Source organism: Hymenobacter swuensis DY53 (genome assembly GCF_000576555.1).
Lineage (GTDB): Bacteria > Bacteroidota > Bacteroidia > Cytophagales > Hymenobacteraceae > Hymenobacter > Hymenobacter swuensis.
Window position 1 is genome coordinate 1,225,241 of sequence record NZ_CP007145.1, and the last position, 17,416, is coordinate 1,242,656.

The following is a 17,416-nucleotide window of genomic DNA, read 5'->3' on the forward strand; positions in this document are numbered from 1 at the left end:
GGGCCTTTTTGCGGCTGCCGAAACTAGCCCTGCGCCTGAATAGCCGTCAACAGCACCGTGTTGTAGATGTCATCGACGGTACAGCCGCGGCTCAGGTCGTTGACGGGCTTGTTCAGGCCCTGCAGCATCGGGCCGATGGCCAGGGCGCCGGTTTCGCGCTGCACGGCTTTGTAGGTATTGTTGCCGGTGTTCAGGTCGGGGAAGATGAGCACGCTGGCCTGGCCGGCTACCGGCGAGCCGGGCAGCTTCTGCTGGCCCACGGCGGGGTCCACGGCGGCATCGTACTGGATGGGGCCTTCCACCAGCAAATCGGGGCGGAGCTGGCGCACGAGCTGGGTGGCCTGGCGTACCTTATCCACGTCGGCGCCCTCGCCGGAGGTGCCGGAGGAGTAGGACAGCATGGCCACCCGCGGCTCGATGCCGAAGCGCCGGGAGCTGTCGGCCGAGGAAATGGCAATTTCGGCCAGTTGCTCGGCGGTGGGGTTGGGGTTCACGGCACAGTCGCCGAACACTGCCACCCGATCCGGCAGGCACATAAAGAACACCGACGACACCACCGACACGCCCGGCCGCGTCTTGATAAACTGCAGCGCCGGCCGAATGGTGTGCTGCGTGGTGTGCACCGCCCCCGACACCATGCCGTCGGCCAGGCCCTTGTACACCATCATCGAGCCGAAATACGACACGTCAGTCATCAGGTCGCGGGCCATTTCCAGGGTCACGCCCTTGCTGCGGCGCAGCTCAAACAGGGTTTCGGCGAAGTCCTGGAACAGCGCGGAGCGGGCCGGGTCCAGCAGCTGCACGCGCTGCGGGTCCAGGGGGCGGCCGAGGCGCTTGGCGGCGGCCAGAATCTGGGTTGGGTCGCCGAGGATGGTGAGGCTCACCACGTCCTGCTCCAATAGGCGGGCCGCCGCGCGCAGCACCCGGTCGTCGTTGCCCTCGGGCAGCACAATGTGCTTGCGCTGGCTGCGCGCCCACTGCAGCAGCTGGTACTGGAACATGTGGGGCGTGAGGCCACGCGGCGCAAACGTGCTGAGCTGCTCCAGCAGGCGCGGCGCATCGAGGTGGCGCTCAAACGTCTGGATGGCCAGCCGGATTTTCTTGGTCTGTTGCGGTCCGATGCGCGCCTGAATGCTGCCAATGCGGGTAGTGGTCTGAAACGTGCCCGATTCAACCAGCAGCATGGGCACGGCCACGGGCAGGCCCTCAATCAGGCGCAGCACCGAGTCCTCGGGCCGGTAGCCGCTGGTGAGCACCAGCCCCGCTACGCGCGGGTAGCTGGCCGACATATTGGCCTGCAGGGCACTCAGAATAAGGTCGGCCCGGTCGCCGGGCGTGATGATGAGCACGTTTTCCTCCAGGCGCAGCAAAAAGTTGGGCACCTGCATCGAGCCGTTGATGAAGTGGTCGACGGGGTTGGTGAGCTGGTCGGCCCCGAACAGCAGCTCCCCGCCCAGCTGGTCGTGGATTTCCTGCATAGTGGGGCTGCGCAGGGCCTGGTTTTCCGGTATCACGGCCAGCTGCGTGTCGGGCGGGAGCTGGTCGCGGAGGCGGGCACGCACTTCGTCGGCCTGCTCGGGGGCCACGCGGTTGAGCACCAGGGCCAGCACCTGTACCTCGCTGTCGAGGGCGTCGCGGCGGATGGAAAGGGCCATGTTCACGAGCTGCTCCACGGTTTTGCCGAGGCCCGAAATCAGCAGAATGGCGGGAATGCTGAGGTTGCGGGCCACCTGCCAGTTCAGGTCCAGCTCCAGGGCCAGGCCGGTGCCTACGAAGTCGGTGCCCTCCACCACCACAAAGTCGTGGGCGGCTTCGAGCTGCTTGAAGCGGTGGATGATGGTATCAAGCAGTTCCCCGACGCGGCCGGTTTCGGTGAGGTGCAGGGCCTCCTGACCGGTGGTGGCGTAGGTATCGGGGTAGGCCAGCGGCAGCTGGAAGTGTTGCAGCACGGTTTCAATGTGGGCATCGGGCTGGCTGGCACTGAGCGGGGTGATGATAGGCTTGAAGTAGCCCACCTTCTGGGCCTGGCTCAGCAGCAGGTGCACCAGCCCCAGCGTCACAACGGATTTGCCGCTGTACGGCTCGGCAGTGGCAATGAAAACGGCTTTGCTCATAGGTAGTCGAGAGTAGTCAGAAGCCCTTACGAATGCGGGGCAAGATAGTGCTGAAGTGGTCGGCCGCGTTACTTGCCCTATCAATGCTCAGCGTGGCCCGCTGCGCTCTGCACGACGGTCTTTTTGAATTCTCAACGCGTTAAGAATGCCAGCCTCACCGCTGCAACACCTTCACCAACTCCGGACTGTCAAACATGGCAACGGGGGAAATAACCGGCTCGTTCAGCGGCAGGTGGTTGCCGTACCGCTCCCGCAGCTTCTGCTGCACGGTGGGGTGGGAGAGGTCGAACTCGCGTAGCCGTTGGAGCTTCCCGATTTTGCGGCCGGTGGCTTGCTGATAGGTTTTCCAGAGCAGCTCGGAGCAGTACAGCCGCTCGTCGCTCCAGCCGAAATACAGGTCGTAGGCGCGGCCCTGGTAGTGCAGGCCGGTGCGCCGGAGTTGGCGCCGGGTGGCGGGGGTAAGCACCTGGTCCGCATCGCGCAGGCGCTTCACCACAAAGTGGCTACCCCGGCCGCGCCCAATCCACTGCTCCAGCGGAGTAAGGCGCACCGGCTGCACGGCCTCCAGTACCTGCCACTCGCCGCCCTGCCGCAACAGCATGCCGCAGTGGCTGTAGGGCGAGTGGGTAGCCAGCTGAATGGCCTGGCTTTGGGCCGAGCGGGAGGTGTGAAAAATCAAGTCTCCTTCACGTAGCTGCAGTGAAATGGACAAAATCGTCAGCTCGCCCCGGTGCCGCCGCTGAAACCGGCTAAACCGGTGCTGCAGGTATGTAGCGGACATGGCGGCGACAATCAACAGCAGGGCCAGCGCAATGGATAAAGGGCGACGCATACAAGTGGGGAAGGTGATAAAGCAGGAACGCCTTTTGTCGCCGCAAACGGGTTACGGTCCGGGTCTAGTTACTTGCCGGTTTGTAGGTCCTTCGGTGTAGCGTTGCTATACAAAAAAACGTCATGCTGAGCTTGCTGAAGCATCTCTACCGTAGTGCTATTCTATCTGATTAGCTTCGGTAAAGATGCTTCGGCAAGCTCAGCATGACGTTCAGTGAAGTGTTTTTTAGACTTAGGTCAGCATGCCGCCATCCACCTGCAGCACCTGGCCGGTGATGTACGACGAATCATCGGAGGCCAGGAAGGCGGTGGCTTTGGCAATATCCTCGGGTTTGCCGCCGCGCTTCAGCGGAATAGCCTTGCGCCACTCATCCACCTGCTTGGGGTCGAGGGCGTCGGTCATTTCCGTCTCGATAAAGCCAGGGGCAATGGCGTTGCAGCGGATGTTGCGTGAGCCCAGCTCCAGCGCCACCGATTTGGTGAAGCCGATGATGCCGGCCTTGGAAGCGGCGTAGTTGGTTTGCCCGGCGTTGCCCTTGATGCCTACCACCGAGGTCATGTTGATGATGCTGCCGGCTTTGGCGCGCATCATGGGTTTGGTGGCGGCTTTGGTGAGGTTGAATACTGATTTCAGGTTCACCGCAATAACCTGGTCCCACTGCTGCTCGCTCATGCGCATGAGCAGGCCGTCCTGGGTGATGCCGGCGTTATTCACCAGAATATCCAGCTTGCCGAATTCGGCCACCACGTCGTCCACCAGCTTCTCGGCTTCGGCGTAGATGGATGCGTCGGAGCGGAAGCCTTTCACCTTGGAGCCGTGGGCCGCCAGCTCGGTTTCCAGCTGCTGGCCTTTCTCCACGCTGGAAAGGTAGGTGAAGGCCACCTGAGCGCCCTGTTGGGCGAAATACACCGCAATGGCGCGGCCAATTCCTTTGGAAGCGCCCGTAATCAGGGCCACTTTTCCGTCGAGCAGTTGAGTCATGTTATGTAAGAGTGGAGCTACAAGCTTTATGCTGCAAGCTACAAGCTTTTTTTAGCTGCACGCCTGAGGTAGCTGCACGCCGCAGGGGCCAGGCTATTGGGTAAATAGTGGTTTTCAACTCACCGCTTATGGCTTGTTGCGCACTATTTGCAGCGTATAGCGCGTAGCTTGCAGCTTCAATGAAAACTGATATCTGCATCCTTGGGGCGGGGCCGGGCGGGGCTACGGCGGCCCTGCACTTGGCCAATGGTGGCCACCGCTGCCTGCTACTCGACCGCGCCACGTTTCCCCGCGACAAAGTGTGCGGCGACGCGCTCAGCGGCAAAGTTCTCAGCGAGTTGCGCCGGATAGGGGAGGAGTTACCCGCCCGGCTGGCCGCCGAGCCCATCCAGCTGCCTAGCTGGGGCATCGACTTCTACGCCCCCAACGGCCGCCGGCTGGCCGTACCGTTCAAGCCACGCTACAATCCCACCCACGACCGGGCCGCTGGCCACATCAGCAAGCGAATCGATTTTGATAACTTCCTCATCGAAGAAGTGCGTCGCCGCCCCGAAATCGACTTCCGCGAAAACACCGATGTGGCCCGCCACGAGCCGCTACCCGGCGGAGGCTGGCGCCTGCTGGCGGCCGATGACCAGGAAATAGCCACTTGTAAGCTGCTGCTGGTCGCCAACGGGGCGCAGTCGCAGTTTGCGCGGGTGGTGGGCGGCCACGAACTGGAGCCGGCTCACCACTGCGCCGGTTTACGGGCCTACTACCGGGGCGTGCAGGGCCTGCACCCCGATAATTTCATCGAGCTGCACTTCATCAAGGAGTTTCTGCCGGGCTACCTCTGGGTATTTCCACTGCCCAACGGCGAGGCCAACGTGGGCGTGGGCATGCTCACGGAAGCCGTGGCCAAAAAGAAGGTGAAGCTGCGGGAACGGCTGGAGGAAATCCTGCACACCCACCCGGCCCTGAAGGACCGGTTTGCCACAGCCGAGCGCCTGGGGCCGGTGCGGGGCTTCGGGCTGCCGCTGGGTTCGAAGCGCCGGCCGCTTTCGGGCTCGGGCTACCTGCTGCTCGGCGACGCGGGCTCCCTCATCGACCCGTTTTCGGGGGAAGGCATCAGCCACGCCATGGTATCGGGGCGTCACGCCGCCGACTGGGCCGCCCGCGCCTTAGTGGCGGCGGATGTTTCTGCCGGCTTCCTGAAAGGTTACGATAACGCCGTGTACAACCGCCTCTGGCAGGAACTGCGCCTGAGCCGGGGTATGCAGCGGTTGCTGGGCTACCCCGCGCTATTCAACTTCATTGCCAACCGCGCCGCCAACAACCCCACCCTAGCCGAAACCATCAGCAACATGTTCCTCGACCTCGACCTGCGCGAGCGGCTACGCCAGCCCAGCTTCTACCTGAAGCTGCTGCTGGGCAAATAGCCAGTGTCATTGCGAGCAGCGCGAAGCAATCCGTCCTTTTTCAAAGCAGAAACCTCCAAACACGAAAAGCCCCTGATGCCTGGGTTCGGGCGTCAGGGGCTTTTAAACAAGTCCGAGTGCTTAGTGAAGAGAGAAATGCTTCGCGCTACTCACAACAACACTGGCTACTTTCCCGTGTACCGGCGCAGGCTCTTAACGGCTTCGGGGTTCAGCTGCGCAGCTTTTTCGAGGTCGGTTTTGGCCTCGGCGGGCTTGTTGATGGAGGCATAGCTAATACCCCGGTACTCGTAGGCGTCGGCGTAAGCGGGGTCGATGCTGATGGCTTTGGCGAAATCCGGAATGGCACCTTTAAAGTTGAACAGCTGCATCTTGGCCGCCCCGCGCCCGAAATAAGCTTCTTTATCCGTAGGGTTATATTTCACGGCCTTGCTGAAATCAATGATGGCGGCGTTGTACTCTTTCAGCTTCAGGCGGTTGAGGCCCCGGTTGTAGTAGGCTTCGGCGTTGGTGGGCTTGAGGCGCAGGGCTGCGTTGTAATCCACCACAGCTTCCTTATAATCCTTGAGGTGGCTTTTGGCCTTGGCTCGGGTCAGCAGGGCATCGAAGTCGCGGGGCTTGCTTTTGAGGGCTGCATCGGCTACCCGAACTTCGTCGCGGTAGTCGGCATTGGTCTTGCGGGCGGCGGGCTCCACAGGCAGCGGTGTGGCCGGAGCTACCGAAGCCGTAGCTGAGGCATCGAGGGAAGCTGCACGCGCTACCGTATCGGCGCGGCGGGCAATGTTGGTTTCGCGGGCCACGTTGCGGGCGGCTGAGGTGGGGCGCTCTACATCGGCGGTGGTGGCCCGAGCGCAGGCGCCGGCCAGTAGCAGGGTGACACTGGCAAGCAAGGAAAGTATAGGTGCTTTCATGGAAATGAGCAGAAGAAAACGGGGGGTGAATACTACCCCAAAATCGTACAACGGCTCTTGTACGCACCGCACCCGGCAAAGGCTGGGCCGAAAGCACAAAATTTTGTCGGGGCCGGGGGAAGAGCCTGCGCAAACGGCAGGGTGGCGGAGTAGCGCGGCCTGCCTATCTTTGCCCGGCCTCCCGGCAGCCAGTTATCGGCGGGTGGCCCTTTTTTCAACCCCTTCAACCGAACACAATATGGCATTGCAATACGACCTGGTCGTTATCGGCAGCGGCCCCGGTGGCTACGTAGCCGCCATCCGGGCTTCGCAGCTGGGCTTGAAAGTAGGCGTGGTGGAGCGCGAGTCGCTCGGCGGAATCTGCCTCAACTGGGGCTGTATCCCCACCAAAGCCCTGCTCAAGAGCGCCCAGGTATTCGAGTACCTCAACCACGCCAAAGACTACGGTCTGTCAGCGGAAGGTGTGGGGTACGACTTCGGCGCGGTGATTCAGCGCAGCCGGGGCGTGGCCGACGGCATGAGCAAGGGCATCAACTTCCTGTTTAAAAAGAATAAGATTGACGCCATCATGGGCACCGGCAAGCTGCTGGCTCCCGGTAAAATTGAACTCACCAAGGCCGATGGCGGCAAAGACACCATCGAGGCCAAGCACATCATCCTCGCTACCGGGGCCCGCGCCCGTGAGCTGCCGGCCCTGCCCATCGACGGCAAGAAAATCATCGGCTACCGCCAGGCTATGGTGCTGCCCGAGCTGCCCAAGCGCTTGGTAGTGGTTGGCTCCGGCGCTATCGGCGTGGAGTTTGCCTATTTCTACCGCACCATGGGCTCGGAAGTGACGGTGGTGGAGTACCTGCCCCGCATCGTGCCCGTGGAGGACGAGGAAATCTCGCGCCAGATGGAGAAATCCTTCAAGAAAATCGGCGTGAACGTGCTGACTTCGGCCGAGGTAACCAAGGTGGATACCAGCGGGGAAGGCTGCAACGTGACCATCAAAACGGCCAAAGGTGACCAGCAGATTGCCTGCGACGTGGTGTTGAGCGCCGCCGGCGTGGTGACCAACCTCGAAAACCTGGGCCTGGAAGAACTGGGCATTAAGGTGGAGAAGGGCCGCGTTATCGTCGACGACTTTTACCAGACCAACGTGCCCGGCATCTTCGCCATCGGCGACATCGTGCCTGGCCCCGCGCTGGCCCACGTCGCTTCGGCCGAGGGCATTATCTGCGTGGAGAAAATTGCCGGTCACCATCCCGAGCCGCTCAACTACCAGAATATCCCTGGCTGCACCTATGCCTCGCCGGAAATTGCCTCAGTAGGCCTCACCGAAGCCGAAGCTAAAAACCAAGGCTACGATATTCTGGTGGGTAAATTCCCGTTCTCAGCCTCCGGCAAAGCCTCGGCAGCCGGCGTAAAAGACGGCTTCGTGAAAGTCATCTTCGATAAGAAGTACGGCGAATGGCTGGGTGCTCACATGATTGGTGCCAACGTAACCGAAATGATTGCCGAAGTGGTAGTAGCCCGCAAGCTGGAAACCACCGGCCATGAAATCATCAAGGCCGTGCACCCGCACCCCACTATGAGCGAGGCCATCATGGAAGCCGCCGCCGCGGCCTACGGCGAAGTGATTCACCTGTAGGAAGAACAGCGAGTTCTGGTATTGACCATAAAGCAAGACGCCTTGGCCGAGAAATCGGCCAAGGCGTCTTGCTTTATGGTCAGCTTTATTGGTTACTGTGTAACTGTTATTTCCGCAACAAACGAAATGTAAGCTGGTGATTCGTTGCCAGTGTAGGGCTCATTGCCGTATTGGCACAACGCTTCTTTCTGAAGAAGTCGGCCCTACTGTTGCGCGTACTTGCCCTTGATGAAGTCCAGCATTTCACGGCCGTGCTCCTCGGTTTTGGTGGCTTCCATTTTCCAAAGGGCTTCTACCAGCAGCAGCAGCAACTCGGTTTCCTTGTCCGGGTCGGCGTAGGCGAGTTTCTTAAAGGCTTCGCGTAGCAGGGAGGGCACGGGTTTCATAAACCGCTCGTGCTGCTGCCGGGCCATTTCCGAATCGGCTAGGCGGTACTGCAGCTTCCAGAAGTGGGGCTCAGCCTGCACTAGTTTATACGGCAGCTCAATCACGCTGTAGATGAACGCCAGCGGATCTGCCTCAGCCAGACCGCCACGATTATCCTCGATGATGCGTTTGTAGCCGTTACGAATCACGAATTCAAGCAGCTGGTCTTTGGAGCCGAAATGCTTGAAAATCAGGGCTTCCGATACGCCGGCTGCTTTTGCAATCAGCTGCGTAGAAGTGTTTTCGAAGCCTTTGTCCCCAAAGAGCTGCAGTGCTACGTCGGCAATGTGCTGTTTGCGGTTTGTCATATAGCGGTTGGTTTAGCGCGGCGAAGGGAGAGGCAGCCAGCAAGGGCACAGCGTACCGTTGAGCCTGCAAGATCGGGCTGTATTCGCTAAAAACGCGTTTTTTTTCAAAAAACCCGCATCAGCGTTTCAAATAGTAACAGTATGGGCAAACAGAAGCCGGCCGACTCGGGGTTTCCGAATCGGCCGGCTACATGTTTTTCGAAGACCTGCTGGCGAGGAAGCCGGGGGCAAAATCGCGCGATTTTCGAAAGGGCCGGCTGAGGGTGGGAGTACAGCCGGATAATAGAGCGTGGGAATTGCTGGGCGGTAACTAGTGGGAGTCGTTACCGTCAGTGGGACAATATTACGCAAGGATTTCGAAACAAGTAAGTATTAGCTTACTTTTTTTCGTGAGTAATCACTCACCATTGCAATGTTATTATTTAATATCCTGATAATGAATAATTTGAGTTTAATGTATAGAATTTTGTCATTTATGCAATAAACAAGCTATACACTCGGAATATGCTGGACGACAGCACCAGATAGTGTCGTAAACTCTTAAAAAATGCCGCGCCAGATTGAAGCCCGGTGCGGCATTCTCGTTCATAAAACTCAAGTGCTACTCAGGTTTTGTCAGGTTGCTCCCCACCCGGAACCGCGCCACCTTCGCCCGGATTTCGTCCAACCCCAAGTTGTGTACGCTGCCTAGGTGGGTGGTTTGGAACTCCTTGTGTGGCACGTACGAGCCATCTTCTACGGCCAGGCCCACTTGCTTGTAGGCTGTGCGGAAGGGCGTGCCGGTCTGAATAAGTTGGTTGATGTTCTCCACCGTAAACACGGCGTCGTACTTGGACTGGTTGAGCAGATCGGGCTTGATGCGTAGCTGGGGCAGGGCGAACAGCACGATGTCGAGGATATCGAGGAATTGCGTCATTGGCTCGAACAGGATTTCCTTGAGAATCTGGAAGTCCCGGTGGTAGCCGCTGGGTAGGTTGCTGGTGCTCAGTATCAGCGTGTTGGGCAGGGCCTGCAGGGCATTGCAGCGGGCCCGGATCAGCTCAAACACGTCGGGGTTTTTCTTGTGGGGCATGATGCTGGAGCCGGTGGTAAATTCTTTGGGCAGCTCCACAAAGGCCATGTCCTGCCCGTTATAGAGCACCAAGTCGTAGCTCATCTTGGCCAGGGTGGCGGCCATACCGGCCAGGGCAAAGGCCACGGTTTTCTCGGTTTTGCCGCGCAGCATCTGCGCCCCCACGCTGCTTACGGCCAAGTTGCCGAAGCCCATTTCCTGGGTGGTCTGCAGCCGGTCGATGGGGAAGGAGCTGCCGAAGCCCGCGCCCGAGCCCAGCGGGTTCTGGTCGGCCACGGTGTGGGCCGCCTCGAACAGGGCCAGGTCCAGCAGCAGGTGCTCGGCGTAGGCCGAAAACCACAGCCCGAACGAGCTGGGCATGGCCGCCTGAAAGTGGGTATAGCCGGGCATCAGGTCGGTTTTGTGCGTTTCTGCCTTTTGCAGCAGCACCTCCACCAGCTCCAGGGTTTTGGCGGCCGCGCGTCGGGTGTAGTCTTTCAGGAACAGCTGAATGGCGGTCAGCACCTGATCGTTGCGGGAGCGGGCGGTGTGGATTTTCTTGCCCGCGTCGCCGTAGTGCTCGGTCAGGTACGCTTCGATTTTGGAGTGTACATCCTCGAAGTCCTTGCCGATGGTGAACGTGCCGGCTTCCAGCTGCACGGCCAACTCCTGCAGGCCCTGCTGCAGCTGCTGGTTTTCCGCTGCGGAAATCAGGCCCGCCCCGGCCAGCATGTTGGCCTGGGCCCGGGAGGCCTGCACGTCGAACTGCGCCAGGTACATATCCAGCTCCCGGTCGCGCCCGACAGTGAACTGCTCGATTTTCTTGTCAACGGCAATGCCTTTATCCCAGATTTTCATGGTGCGGTGGAGTTAAAAGCTAGTTCCCCTCCTTGGAAAGGAGGGGCTAGGGGTGGTTGATACGGGTTGAACGATTACTAAAAGCTAGTTTATAGATTTCTAGAGCTGTTCAACAATTGTCAACCACCCCTAGCCCCTCCTTTCCAAGGAGGGGAACTAGCTTAGTTACAGCTCCAGCCCGTCCAGCAGCTCCACGTAGCCCTTCACCCCGGCGCGGATTTCGCTGAGCAGGATGTACTCGTCAGGGGTGTGGGAGCGGGCCGAGTCGCCGGGGCCGATTTTGACGGTGGTGAACGGCATCATCGACTGGTCGGAGAGGGTGACGGAGCCGAAGGTACGGCGGCCCAGCGCCACGCCGCGCTGCACCAGCGGGTGCGTGAGCGAGATGCGCGAGGAGTTGAGGTGGGTGGAGCGGGGCGTCACCTCGGCCCCAATGAGGCCGCGCACGAGCTCCACCACTTCTGGGTTGGTGTACAGCTCGTTGGTGCGCACGTCAGCCACGAAGGTGCACCGGTCGGGTACCACGTTGTGCTGGGTGCCGGCCTGCAGTTGCGTTACGGTCAGCTTCACCGGTCCCAGCAGCTCTGATACCCGCTCGAACCGGTAGTCACGCAGGCGCTGCACGTCATCGAGGGCTTTGTAGAGGGCATTTTCGCCTTCCTCGCGGGCCGCGTGCCCGGTGCGGCCCTGGGCCACGCAGTCAAGTACCACCAGGCCCTTTTCGGCCACGGCTAAGTCCATCTGCGTTGGTTCGCCCACGATGCCCAGGTCAATTCGTGGCAGCAGCGGCAGCAGCCTTCGGATGCCGTTCGCGCCTGATACTTCTTCCTCGGCCGTAATGGCGCAGATGAGGTTGTAGGGCAGATTCTCCCGTTCGTGGAAGTAGAGGAACGTGGCCAGCAGACTCCCCGCCGAAGCCCCCGCGTCGTTGCTACCCAGGCCGATCAGCCGGTCGCCCTCTACCGCGGCCCCGAACGGGTCAGCGGTCCAGGACGCGCCGGGCTTCACCGTGTCGTGGTGGGAGTTGAGCAGGATGGTGGGCCGGTTCGGGTCGAAGTGCTTCGAAACGGCCCACACGTTGTTGGCGTCACGCTGGGGGCGGGCCCCCCGGAACGCCAGAAACCGGAAAATCAGCTCGGCCGTCTGGTCCTCTTTCCGCGAGAAGGAGGGCGTCTGCACCAGCTGAATCAGCAGCTCAATAGCGTCGTCGGTGAGGGCGGTTAGCTCCGGCATAGCACGGTTTTTACGGGCTCGTTGATGCGCAGCGCGTGCTCAATAACCACCCGCTCCACGCCGGCTTCGAGAGCGGCAAAGGCGTTATCCAGCTTGGGCACCATGCCGGCTGCAATGATGCCCGCGGCCTTCAGATGCTGATACTCGGCGGCTGTTATCTGCGGAATCACGGAGGCGTCATCATCCACGTCGCGCAGCACGCCGTCCTTCTCGAAGCAGTAGTGCAGCTCCACGGCGTAGTGCGGGGCCAGGGCGCAGGCCAGCACGCTGGCAATGGTATCGGCGTTGGTGTTGAGCAGCTGGCCCGTGCCGTCGTGGGTGATGGCGCAGAACACGGGCAGCAGGCCGGTTTCCAGCAGCTGGCGCAGCAGGGGTACGTTCACGGCGTCGGCCGGCAGGTCGCCCACGAAGCCGTAGTCGATGTCGCGCACCGGCCGCCGCACGGCCCGGATGGCGTTGCCATCGGCTCCCGACAGGCCCAGCGCATTCACGCCCGCGGCCTGCAGGCCGGCCACCACCTGCTTGTTGGTTTTGCCGGCGTAGAACATAGTCACGATGTTGAGGGTGGCCGCGTCGGTGATGCGGCGGCCCTGCACCATCTGGGGTTCCTGGCCCAGGTCGCGCAGCATCTGGCTGGCACCTTTGCCGCCGCCGTGCACCAGCAGCTTGCGGCCCGGAACCCGCGCCAGCTCTCGCAGAAACCGCTGCAGCTGGGCGTCATCATCAATAATGCCGCCCCCGATTTTAAAAATTTTCAGGCCTTCACTCATAGGATGCAAGTAGGGGAAAATGCGGCACTGCGCGCCGTACGCTGCCAAAACGAGGCTTGTTAGTCCCCGGCCTCAACCGGCTTGCCTTATTGTTAAGAAATTTATTTTGCTCCCGGAGCGGCAAAGTTTCCGAAAAAAATCCTCTAGTTTTGCAACGATTTAGCGGTTTAAACGATTTAAACCGTGAAAACACGCCTTCGCTGTTCTGCGGCAACCGTCATGATTCAACTCTCTTCTATTGCGCTTCTGCGACGACCTCGACTGGTCGTGCGAATCATGCCAGCTTAACCGCTGGCTGCAATAGTACGTCCGGGTTCCGCCTCTACCGCGAACCGACGCCGGGTCCTCCTACCGGAGCCCACCCCAAGAGACCTTTTACGAATCAACCGACCTTAGTCCGAGTGTAACTTTCAGTGTGACTTCTTCCGGCCCTCGGTCGGAATGCCCCGCTCCCCGGCCCAACGGGCCCACCTCGCTTTCGGGTTTTTGATGCTTCCGGCCCCGCCGCCGGAGCCCGCGCAGCCTCGCCTGCTCCCTTCCTTTTTTGTCTTTCCGAGTCTGTAGCCGTATACCATCGGCCACTAACCGAGTCCTGACCATGATTCTACGAGTCGCCAATGCTGCCGATGCGCAGTATGTGGAAACCCTTTGCCAGTGGTATGCCGAATCCGCCAGAACGCGGGGCGTCGGCATTGCCAAGCGTGATCCTAACTATCTGCTAAAGAAGATGGAAAAGGGTGACTCTGTCATCGCCTTCATCGATGACCAACTAGCCGGTTTCTGCTATATCGAAACCTTCGAGGACGCGAAATTCGTGGTGAACTCGGGGCTGATTGTGAACACCGAGCTACGCAAGGAGGGCCTGGGCCGTGCCATCAAGCACCGAGTGTTTGAGCTGTCGCGCACCAAGTATCCGGCGGCCAAGATTTTCGGTATCACCACCTCGGCGGCCGTAATGAAGATCAACAACGAGTTGGGCTACCGCCCCGTGACCTTCCCCGAACTGACCCAGTCGGACGACTTCTGGAAGGGCTGCTCCAGCTGCAAAAACTACGGCATCCTGATGGAAAACGAGCGGAAAATGTGCCTCTGCACCGGCATGGTGTACGACACGCTGAACGACAAATTCAGTCAACAAACCATCGAAATACTGGCGCAGGAGCAATAATCGGTAGCCACCAGAACGTCATGCTTCGACACTGGCTTGACGCGCCACATGCTCAGCATGACGTGTTATTGAAATGACGACCTAACCACGACGGCCTAATAACACCACACAGCACCCCATGAAAAAAGTAGTTCTCGCCTACAGTGGCGGCTTGGATACGTCTTATTGCGTTGTGTACCTGACCCGGGAGTTGGGTTTGGAAGTTCACACGGTGATTGTCAACTCAGGCGGTTTCTCCCAGGAGGAGCTGGCTGGCATCGAGCAGCGCGCCTACGAAATGGGCTCCACCCGCCACGAGGTGATTGACGTGACCGAGCGGTTCTACCAGCAGTGCCTGCGCTACCTGCTGGCCGGCAACGTGCTCAAAAACGACACCTACCCGCTGAGCGTGAGTGCCGAGCGCATGTTCCAGAGCCTGGCGCTGGCCGAGTATGCCCGCGAGAACAAGGCCGACTACATTGCTCACGGCAGCACCGGCGCCGGCAACGACCAGGTACGCTTCGACGTGGCCTTCTCGGTGATTTCGCCCGACACCGAAATCATCACGCCCATCCGCGACCTGGGCCTCTCGCGCCAGCAGGAAATCGAGTATCTGCAGGCCAATGGCGTGGAGATGAGCTGGGAAAAAGCCAAATACTCCATCAACAAGGGCATCTGGGGTACCAGCGTGGGCGGCGTGGAAACCCTGACCTCGCGCCAGGGCCTGCCTGAGTCGGCCTGGCCGACGCAGCTGAGCAAGCACGAGCCGCAGGAAATCAGCATCACCTTCGAGAAAGGGGAGCCGGTGGCCCTGAACGGTAAGGCCATGAAGCCGGTGGACCTGATTGTGGCCCTCAACGAACTGGCCGGCCAGTACGCCATCGGCCGCGACACCCACGTGGGCGACACGATTCTGGGTATCAAGGGCCGCGTAGGCTTCGAGGCGCCCGCGCCGCTGATCCTCATCAAAGGCCACCACTTGCTGGAAAAGCACACCTCCAGCCGCTGGCAGCTGCTGCACAAGGACTACATCGCCAACTGGTACGGCACGCTGCTGCACGAGGCCCAGTACCTCGACCCGGTGATGCGCGACATGGAGGCGTTCCTGGAATCGTCGCAGGAGCGGGTGTCGGGCACGGTATACGTGACGCTGAAGCCCTACCAGTTTGAGCTGCTGGGCGTGGAGTCGCCGTTTGATATGATGCAGTCGAAGGTGGCCACCTACGGCGAGGAAAACAACGCTTGGGACTCGCGCGACGCGAAAGGCTTCATCAAAATCTTCAGCAACCAGTTGCGGATTCACGGCTCGTTCAACGATGAAAATTAAGGCTGGTATCGTCGGCGGGGCCGGCTACACGGCGGGGGAGTTGCTGCGGATTCTGTTGCACCACGAGTTTGTGGAGCTGGGCGGCATCGTGAGTTCCTCCAAAGCCGGCAACCCTATCTACCAGGTGCACGACGACCTGGTGGGCGACACGGAGCTGCGCTTTGCGGCCGCGCTGCAGGGCGACGAGGACGTGGTGTTCCTGTGCCTGGGCCACGGCAACTCCAAGGCCTGGCTGACCCAGAACCCGCTACCCGAAACCACCCACGTCATCGACCTGAGCAACGACTTCCGCCTGGAAGCCGACGCCGAGTTTGGAGGCCGGGAGTTTGTGTACGGGCTGCCGGAGCTGAACAAAAGCCAAATCCAGCAGGCCCAGAGCATTGCCAACCCCGGCTGCTTCGCCACGGCCATTCAGCTGGCGCTGCTGCCGCTGGCCCAGGCCGGCAAGCTCCAGGACGACGTGCACGCATCGGCCATTACGGGCAGCACGGGCGCGGGGCAGAGCCTCTCGGAAACCGTGCATTTCTCGTGGCGTACCAACAACGTGTCCATCTACAAGCCTTTCACGCACCAGCATTTGGGTGAGATAGGGGAGAGCTTGGCGCAGCTGCAGCACGAGTTGGACGTGGACATCCACTTTGTCCCGTACCGCGGCAACTTCACCCGGGGCATCTTCGCCAGCGTCTACACGCCGTCGGAGTTGACCCAGGACGAGGCCCGCGCACTGTACCAGCAGTTCTACCAGGACGCCCCGTTCACCACGGTGTCGGACACGGAAATCCACCTCAAGCAGGTTGTCAACACCAACAAGTGCCTGCTGCACGTGCAGAAACTCGGCAAGCAGCTGCTCATCACTTCGGTTATCGACAACCTGGTGAAAGGCGCTTCCGGCCAGGCCGTGCAGAACATGAACCTCATCTTCGGTCTGCCCGAAACGACGGGGCTGGGGTTGAAGGCCGGGCTGTTCTAGTTCAGAACGTCATGCTGAGCTTGCCGAAGCATCTCTACCGCTTCGCAAGACCATTGATTACCCTCGGTAGAGATGCTTCGGCAAGCTCAGCATGACGTTCTGTTAGGATGTTCTGTAGGCTTGCTTCTAAGTTCTAACCTCTCAGCTCTCACATCTATATCATGGAGCTTTTCAACGTGTATCCGCTCGTCAACATTACGCCCGTGAAGGCGCTGGGGGCGAAAATCTGGGACGACAAAGGCCAGGAGTACCTGGATTTTTACGGCGGCCACGCCGTTATCAGCATCGGGCACTCGCACCCACACTACGTGCAGCGCCTCACCGAGCAACTCGGCAACATCGGCTTTTACTCCAACTCGGTGCAGATTCCGATTCAGCGGGAGCTGGCCGAGAAGCTGGGCCGGGTGTCGGGCTACGAGGACTACACGCTGTTTCTGTGCAACTCCGGGGCCGAGGCCAACGAGAATGCGCTGAAGCTGGCTTCCTTCCACACCGGCAAAAAGCGCGTCATTGCCTTCAAAGGCGCGTTCCACGGCCGTACCTCGGGCGCGGTAGCCGCTACGGATAACGCCAAAATCGTGGCGCCTTTCAACGCCGACCACCACATCAGCTTCCTGGAGTACGATCTGGCGGCAGTGGAGCAGGTGCTGCAGGGTGGCGACGTGTGCGGGGTCATCATCGAGCCCATCCAGGGCGTGGGCGGTATCATCATGCCCTCCGATGAGTTTCTGCAGGGGCTGGCGGCGCTGTGCCAGCAGTACGGCGCGTTGCTGCTGGCCGACGAGGTGCAAAGCGGTTACGGCCGCAGCGGTAAGTTCTTCGCCCACCAGCACGCCGGTATCCGGCCCGACGTTATTTCGGTGGCCAAGGGCATGGGCAACGGCTTCCCCATCGGCGGTATTCTGATTGCGCCCGAGTTGAAGGCCTCCTACGGGTTGCTGGGTACCACGTTTGGCGGCAACCACCTGGCCTGCGCCGCCGCGCTGGCCGTGCTGGAAGTCATTGAGCAGGAAAACCTGGTGCAGCACGCCGCCGAGCTGGGCGACTACCTGCACACGGAGCTGGAAGCCCACGCCGGGGCCGAGGAAATCCGCGGCCGGGGCCTGATGGTGGGCATCAAGTACGACTTTCCCATCAAGGACCTGCGCGACCAGCTGCTCTCGGAGCACCATATCTTCGTGGGCAATGCCTCCGACCCCACGGTGCTGCGCCTGCTGCCCCCGCTCAATATTACCAAAGCCGAGGTAGACCGGTTTTTGCAGGCGCTGTACGCATTAATTCCGGCCGAAGTGAAAAAGTAAACGACCTGTGGCCTAACTTGCAGCCCCAATGAGTAGCACCCTGAAGTTACCGAGCCACGCTCCCCTTCTGATAAGCTGCCCGCTGCCATTGGTGACTCCTGCGCAGCAACCGGCCGGTTCTTTCCCTGAAAGAACAGCC

At 60.5% G+C, this 17,416-nt stretch carries 14 protein-coding genes; 6 read left to right on the forward strand and 8 right to left on the reverse strand.

Translation table 11 applies throughout. From position 1 onward, the window contains the following. Positions 1-23 precede the first annotated feature (23 nt). The 3 genes from pta to fabG form a co-directional block, all read right to left on the reverse strand. The gene (pta, locus tag HSW_RS06730) at positions 24-2,114 is read right to left on the reverse strand and encodes a phosphate acetyltransferase (protein ID WP_044001323.1); all 2,091 of its coding nucleotides are present in this window, start codon (positions 2,112-2,114) and stop codon (positions 24-26) included. A 154-nt stretch (positions 2,115-2,268) separates the two neighbouring features. Continuing rightward, complete coding sequence (locus HSW_RS06735) at positions 2,269-2,946, reverse strand: YiiX family permuted papain-like enzyme (RefSeq protein ID WP_071883073.1); 678 nt, start codon at positions 2,944-2,946, stop codon at positions 2,269-2,271. A gap of 231 nt (positions 2,947-3,177) precedes the next feature. Then, complete coding sequence (gene fabG, locus HSW_RS06740) at positions 3,178-3,927, reverse strand: 3-oxoacyl-[acyl-carrier-protein] reductase (protein WP_044001324.1); 750 nt, start codon at positions 3,925-3,927, stop codon at positions 3,178-3,180. A 179-nt stretch (positions 3,928-4,106) separates the two neighbouring features. Between fabG and HSW_RS06745 the strand changes: the two genes are divergently transcribed. Continuing rightward, positions 4,107-5,345, forward strand: a complete 1,239-nt coding sequence (locus HSW_RS06745) for an NAD(P)/FAD-dependent oxidoreductase (protein WP_044001325.1) — start codon at positions 4,107-4,109, stop codon at positions 5,343-5,345. Between the two features lie 164 nt (positions 5,346-5,509). Here HSW_RS06745 and HSW_RS22610 read toward each other — a convergent pair whose 3' ends face one another. Continuing rightward, positions 5,510-6,253, reverse strand: a complete 744-nt coding sequence (locus HSW_RS22610; protein ID WP_155832859.1) for a tetratricopeptide repeat protein — start codon at positions 6,251-6,253, stop codon at positions 5,510-5,512. A 238-nt stretch (positions 6,254-6,491) separates the two neighbouring features. On the opposite strand from HSW_RS22610, the gene lpdA reads away from it, so the two are divergent. Then, on the forward strand, positions 6,492-7,886 hold the full coding sequence (gene lpdA / locus HSW_RS06755) for a dihydrolipoyl dehydrogenase (protein WP_044001326.1): 1,395 nt from the start codon (positions 6,492-6,494) through the stop codon (positions 7,884-7,886). Between the two features lie 203 nt (positions 7,887-8,089). On the opposite strand, the gene HSW_RS06760 is transcribed toward lpdA, so the two are convergent. The 4 genes from HSW_RS06760 to argB all read right to left on the reverse strand — a co-directional run bounded on the left by HSW_RS06760 (position 8,090) and on the right by argB (position 12,532). Beyond that, on the reverse strand, positions 8,090-8,620 hold the full coding sequence (locus HSW_RS06760) for a TetR/AcrR family transcriptional regulator (protein ID WP_044001327.1): 531 nt from the start codon (positions 8,618-8,620) through the stop codon (positions 8,090-8,092). A gap of 601 nt (positions 8,621-9,221) precedes the next feature. Then, positions 9,222-10,529 (reverse strand): argininosuccinate lyase, encoded by a 1,308-nt coding sequence (gene argH / locus HSW_RS06765; protein ID WP_044001328.1) that lies wholly within the window; start codon positions 10,527-10,529, stop codon positions 9,222-9,224. 165 nt (positions 10,530-10,694) lie between these two features. Beyond that, entirely contained in the window at positions 10,695-11,762 is a 1,068-nt protein-coding gene (locus tag HSW_RS06770) for a M20 family metallo-hydrolase (protein WP_044001329.1), read from the reverse strand. Continuing rightward, positions 11,750-12,532, reverse strand: a complete 783-nt coding sequence (gene argB, locus HSW_RS06775; RefSeq protein ID WP_044001330.1) for an acetylglutamate kinase — start codon at positions 12,530-12,532, stop codon at positions 11,750-11,752. The genes HSW_RS06770 and argB overlap by 13 nt, the downstream gene beginning before the upstream one ends. A gap of 598 nt (positions 12,533-13,130) precedes the next feature. On the opposite strand from argB, the gene HSW_RS06780 reads away from it, so the two are divergent. From HSW_RS06780 to HSW_RS06795, 4 genes are all read left to right on the forward strand, one after another. Further along, on the forward strand, positions 13,131-13,700 hold the full coding sequence (locus HSW_RS06780; protein WP_044001331.1) for an N-acetyltransferase: 570 nt from the start codon (positions 13,131-13,133) through the stop codon (positions 13,698-13,700). Between the two features lie 118 nt (positions 13,701-13,818). Further along, a complete protein-coding gene (argG, locus tag HSW_RS06785; RefSeq protein ID WP_044001332.1) occupies positions 13,819-15,006 on the forward strand; it encodes an argininosuccinate synthase in 1,188 nt (395 codons plus the stop codon). After that, positions 14,996-15,976, forward strand: coding sequence for an N-acetyl-gamma-glutamyl-phosphate reductase (gene argC / locus HSW_RS06790; protein WP_044001333.1), 981 nt, complete (start codon positions 14,996-14,998; stop codon positions 15,974-15,976). The genes argG and argC overlap by 11 nt, the downstream gene beginning before the upstream one ends. Positions 15,977-16,137: 161 nt before the next feature. Then, positions 16,138-17,277: an aspartate aminotransferase family protein gene (locus HSW_RS06795; RefSeq protein WP_044001334.1), complete on the forward strand. Its 1,140-nt coding sequence runs from the start codon at positions 16,138-16,140 to the stop codon at positions 17,275-17,277. The last annotated feature ends 139 nt before the right edge of the window (positions 17,278-17,416 follow it).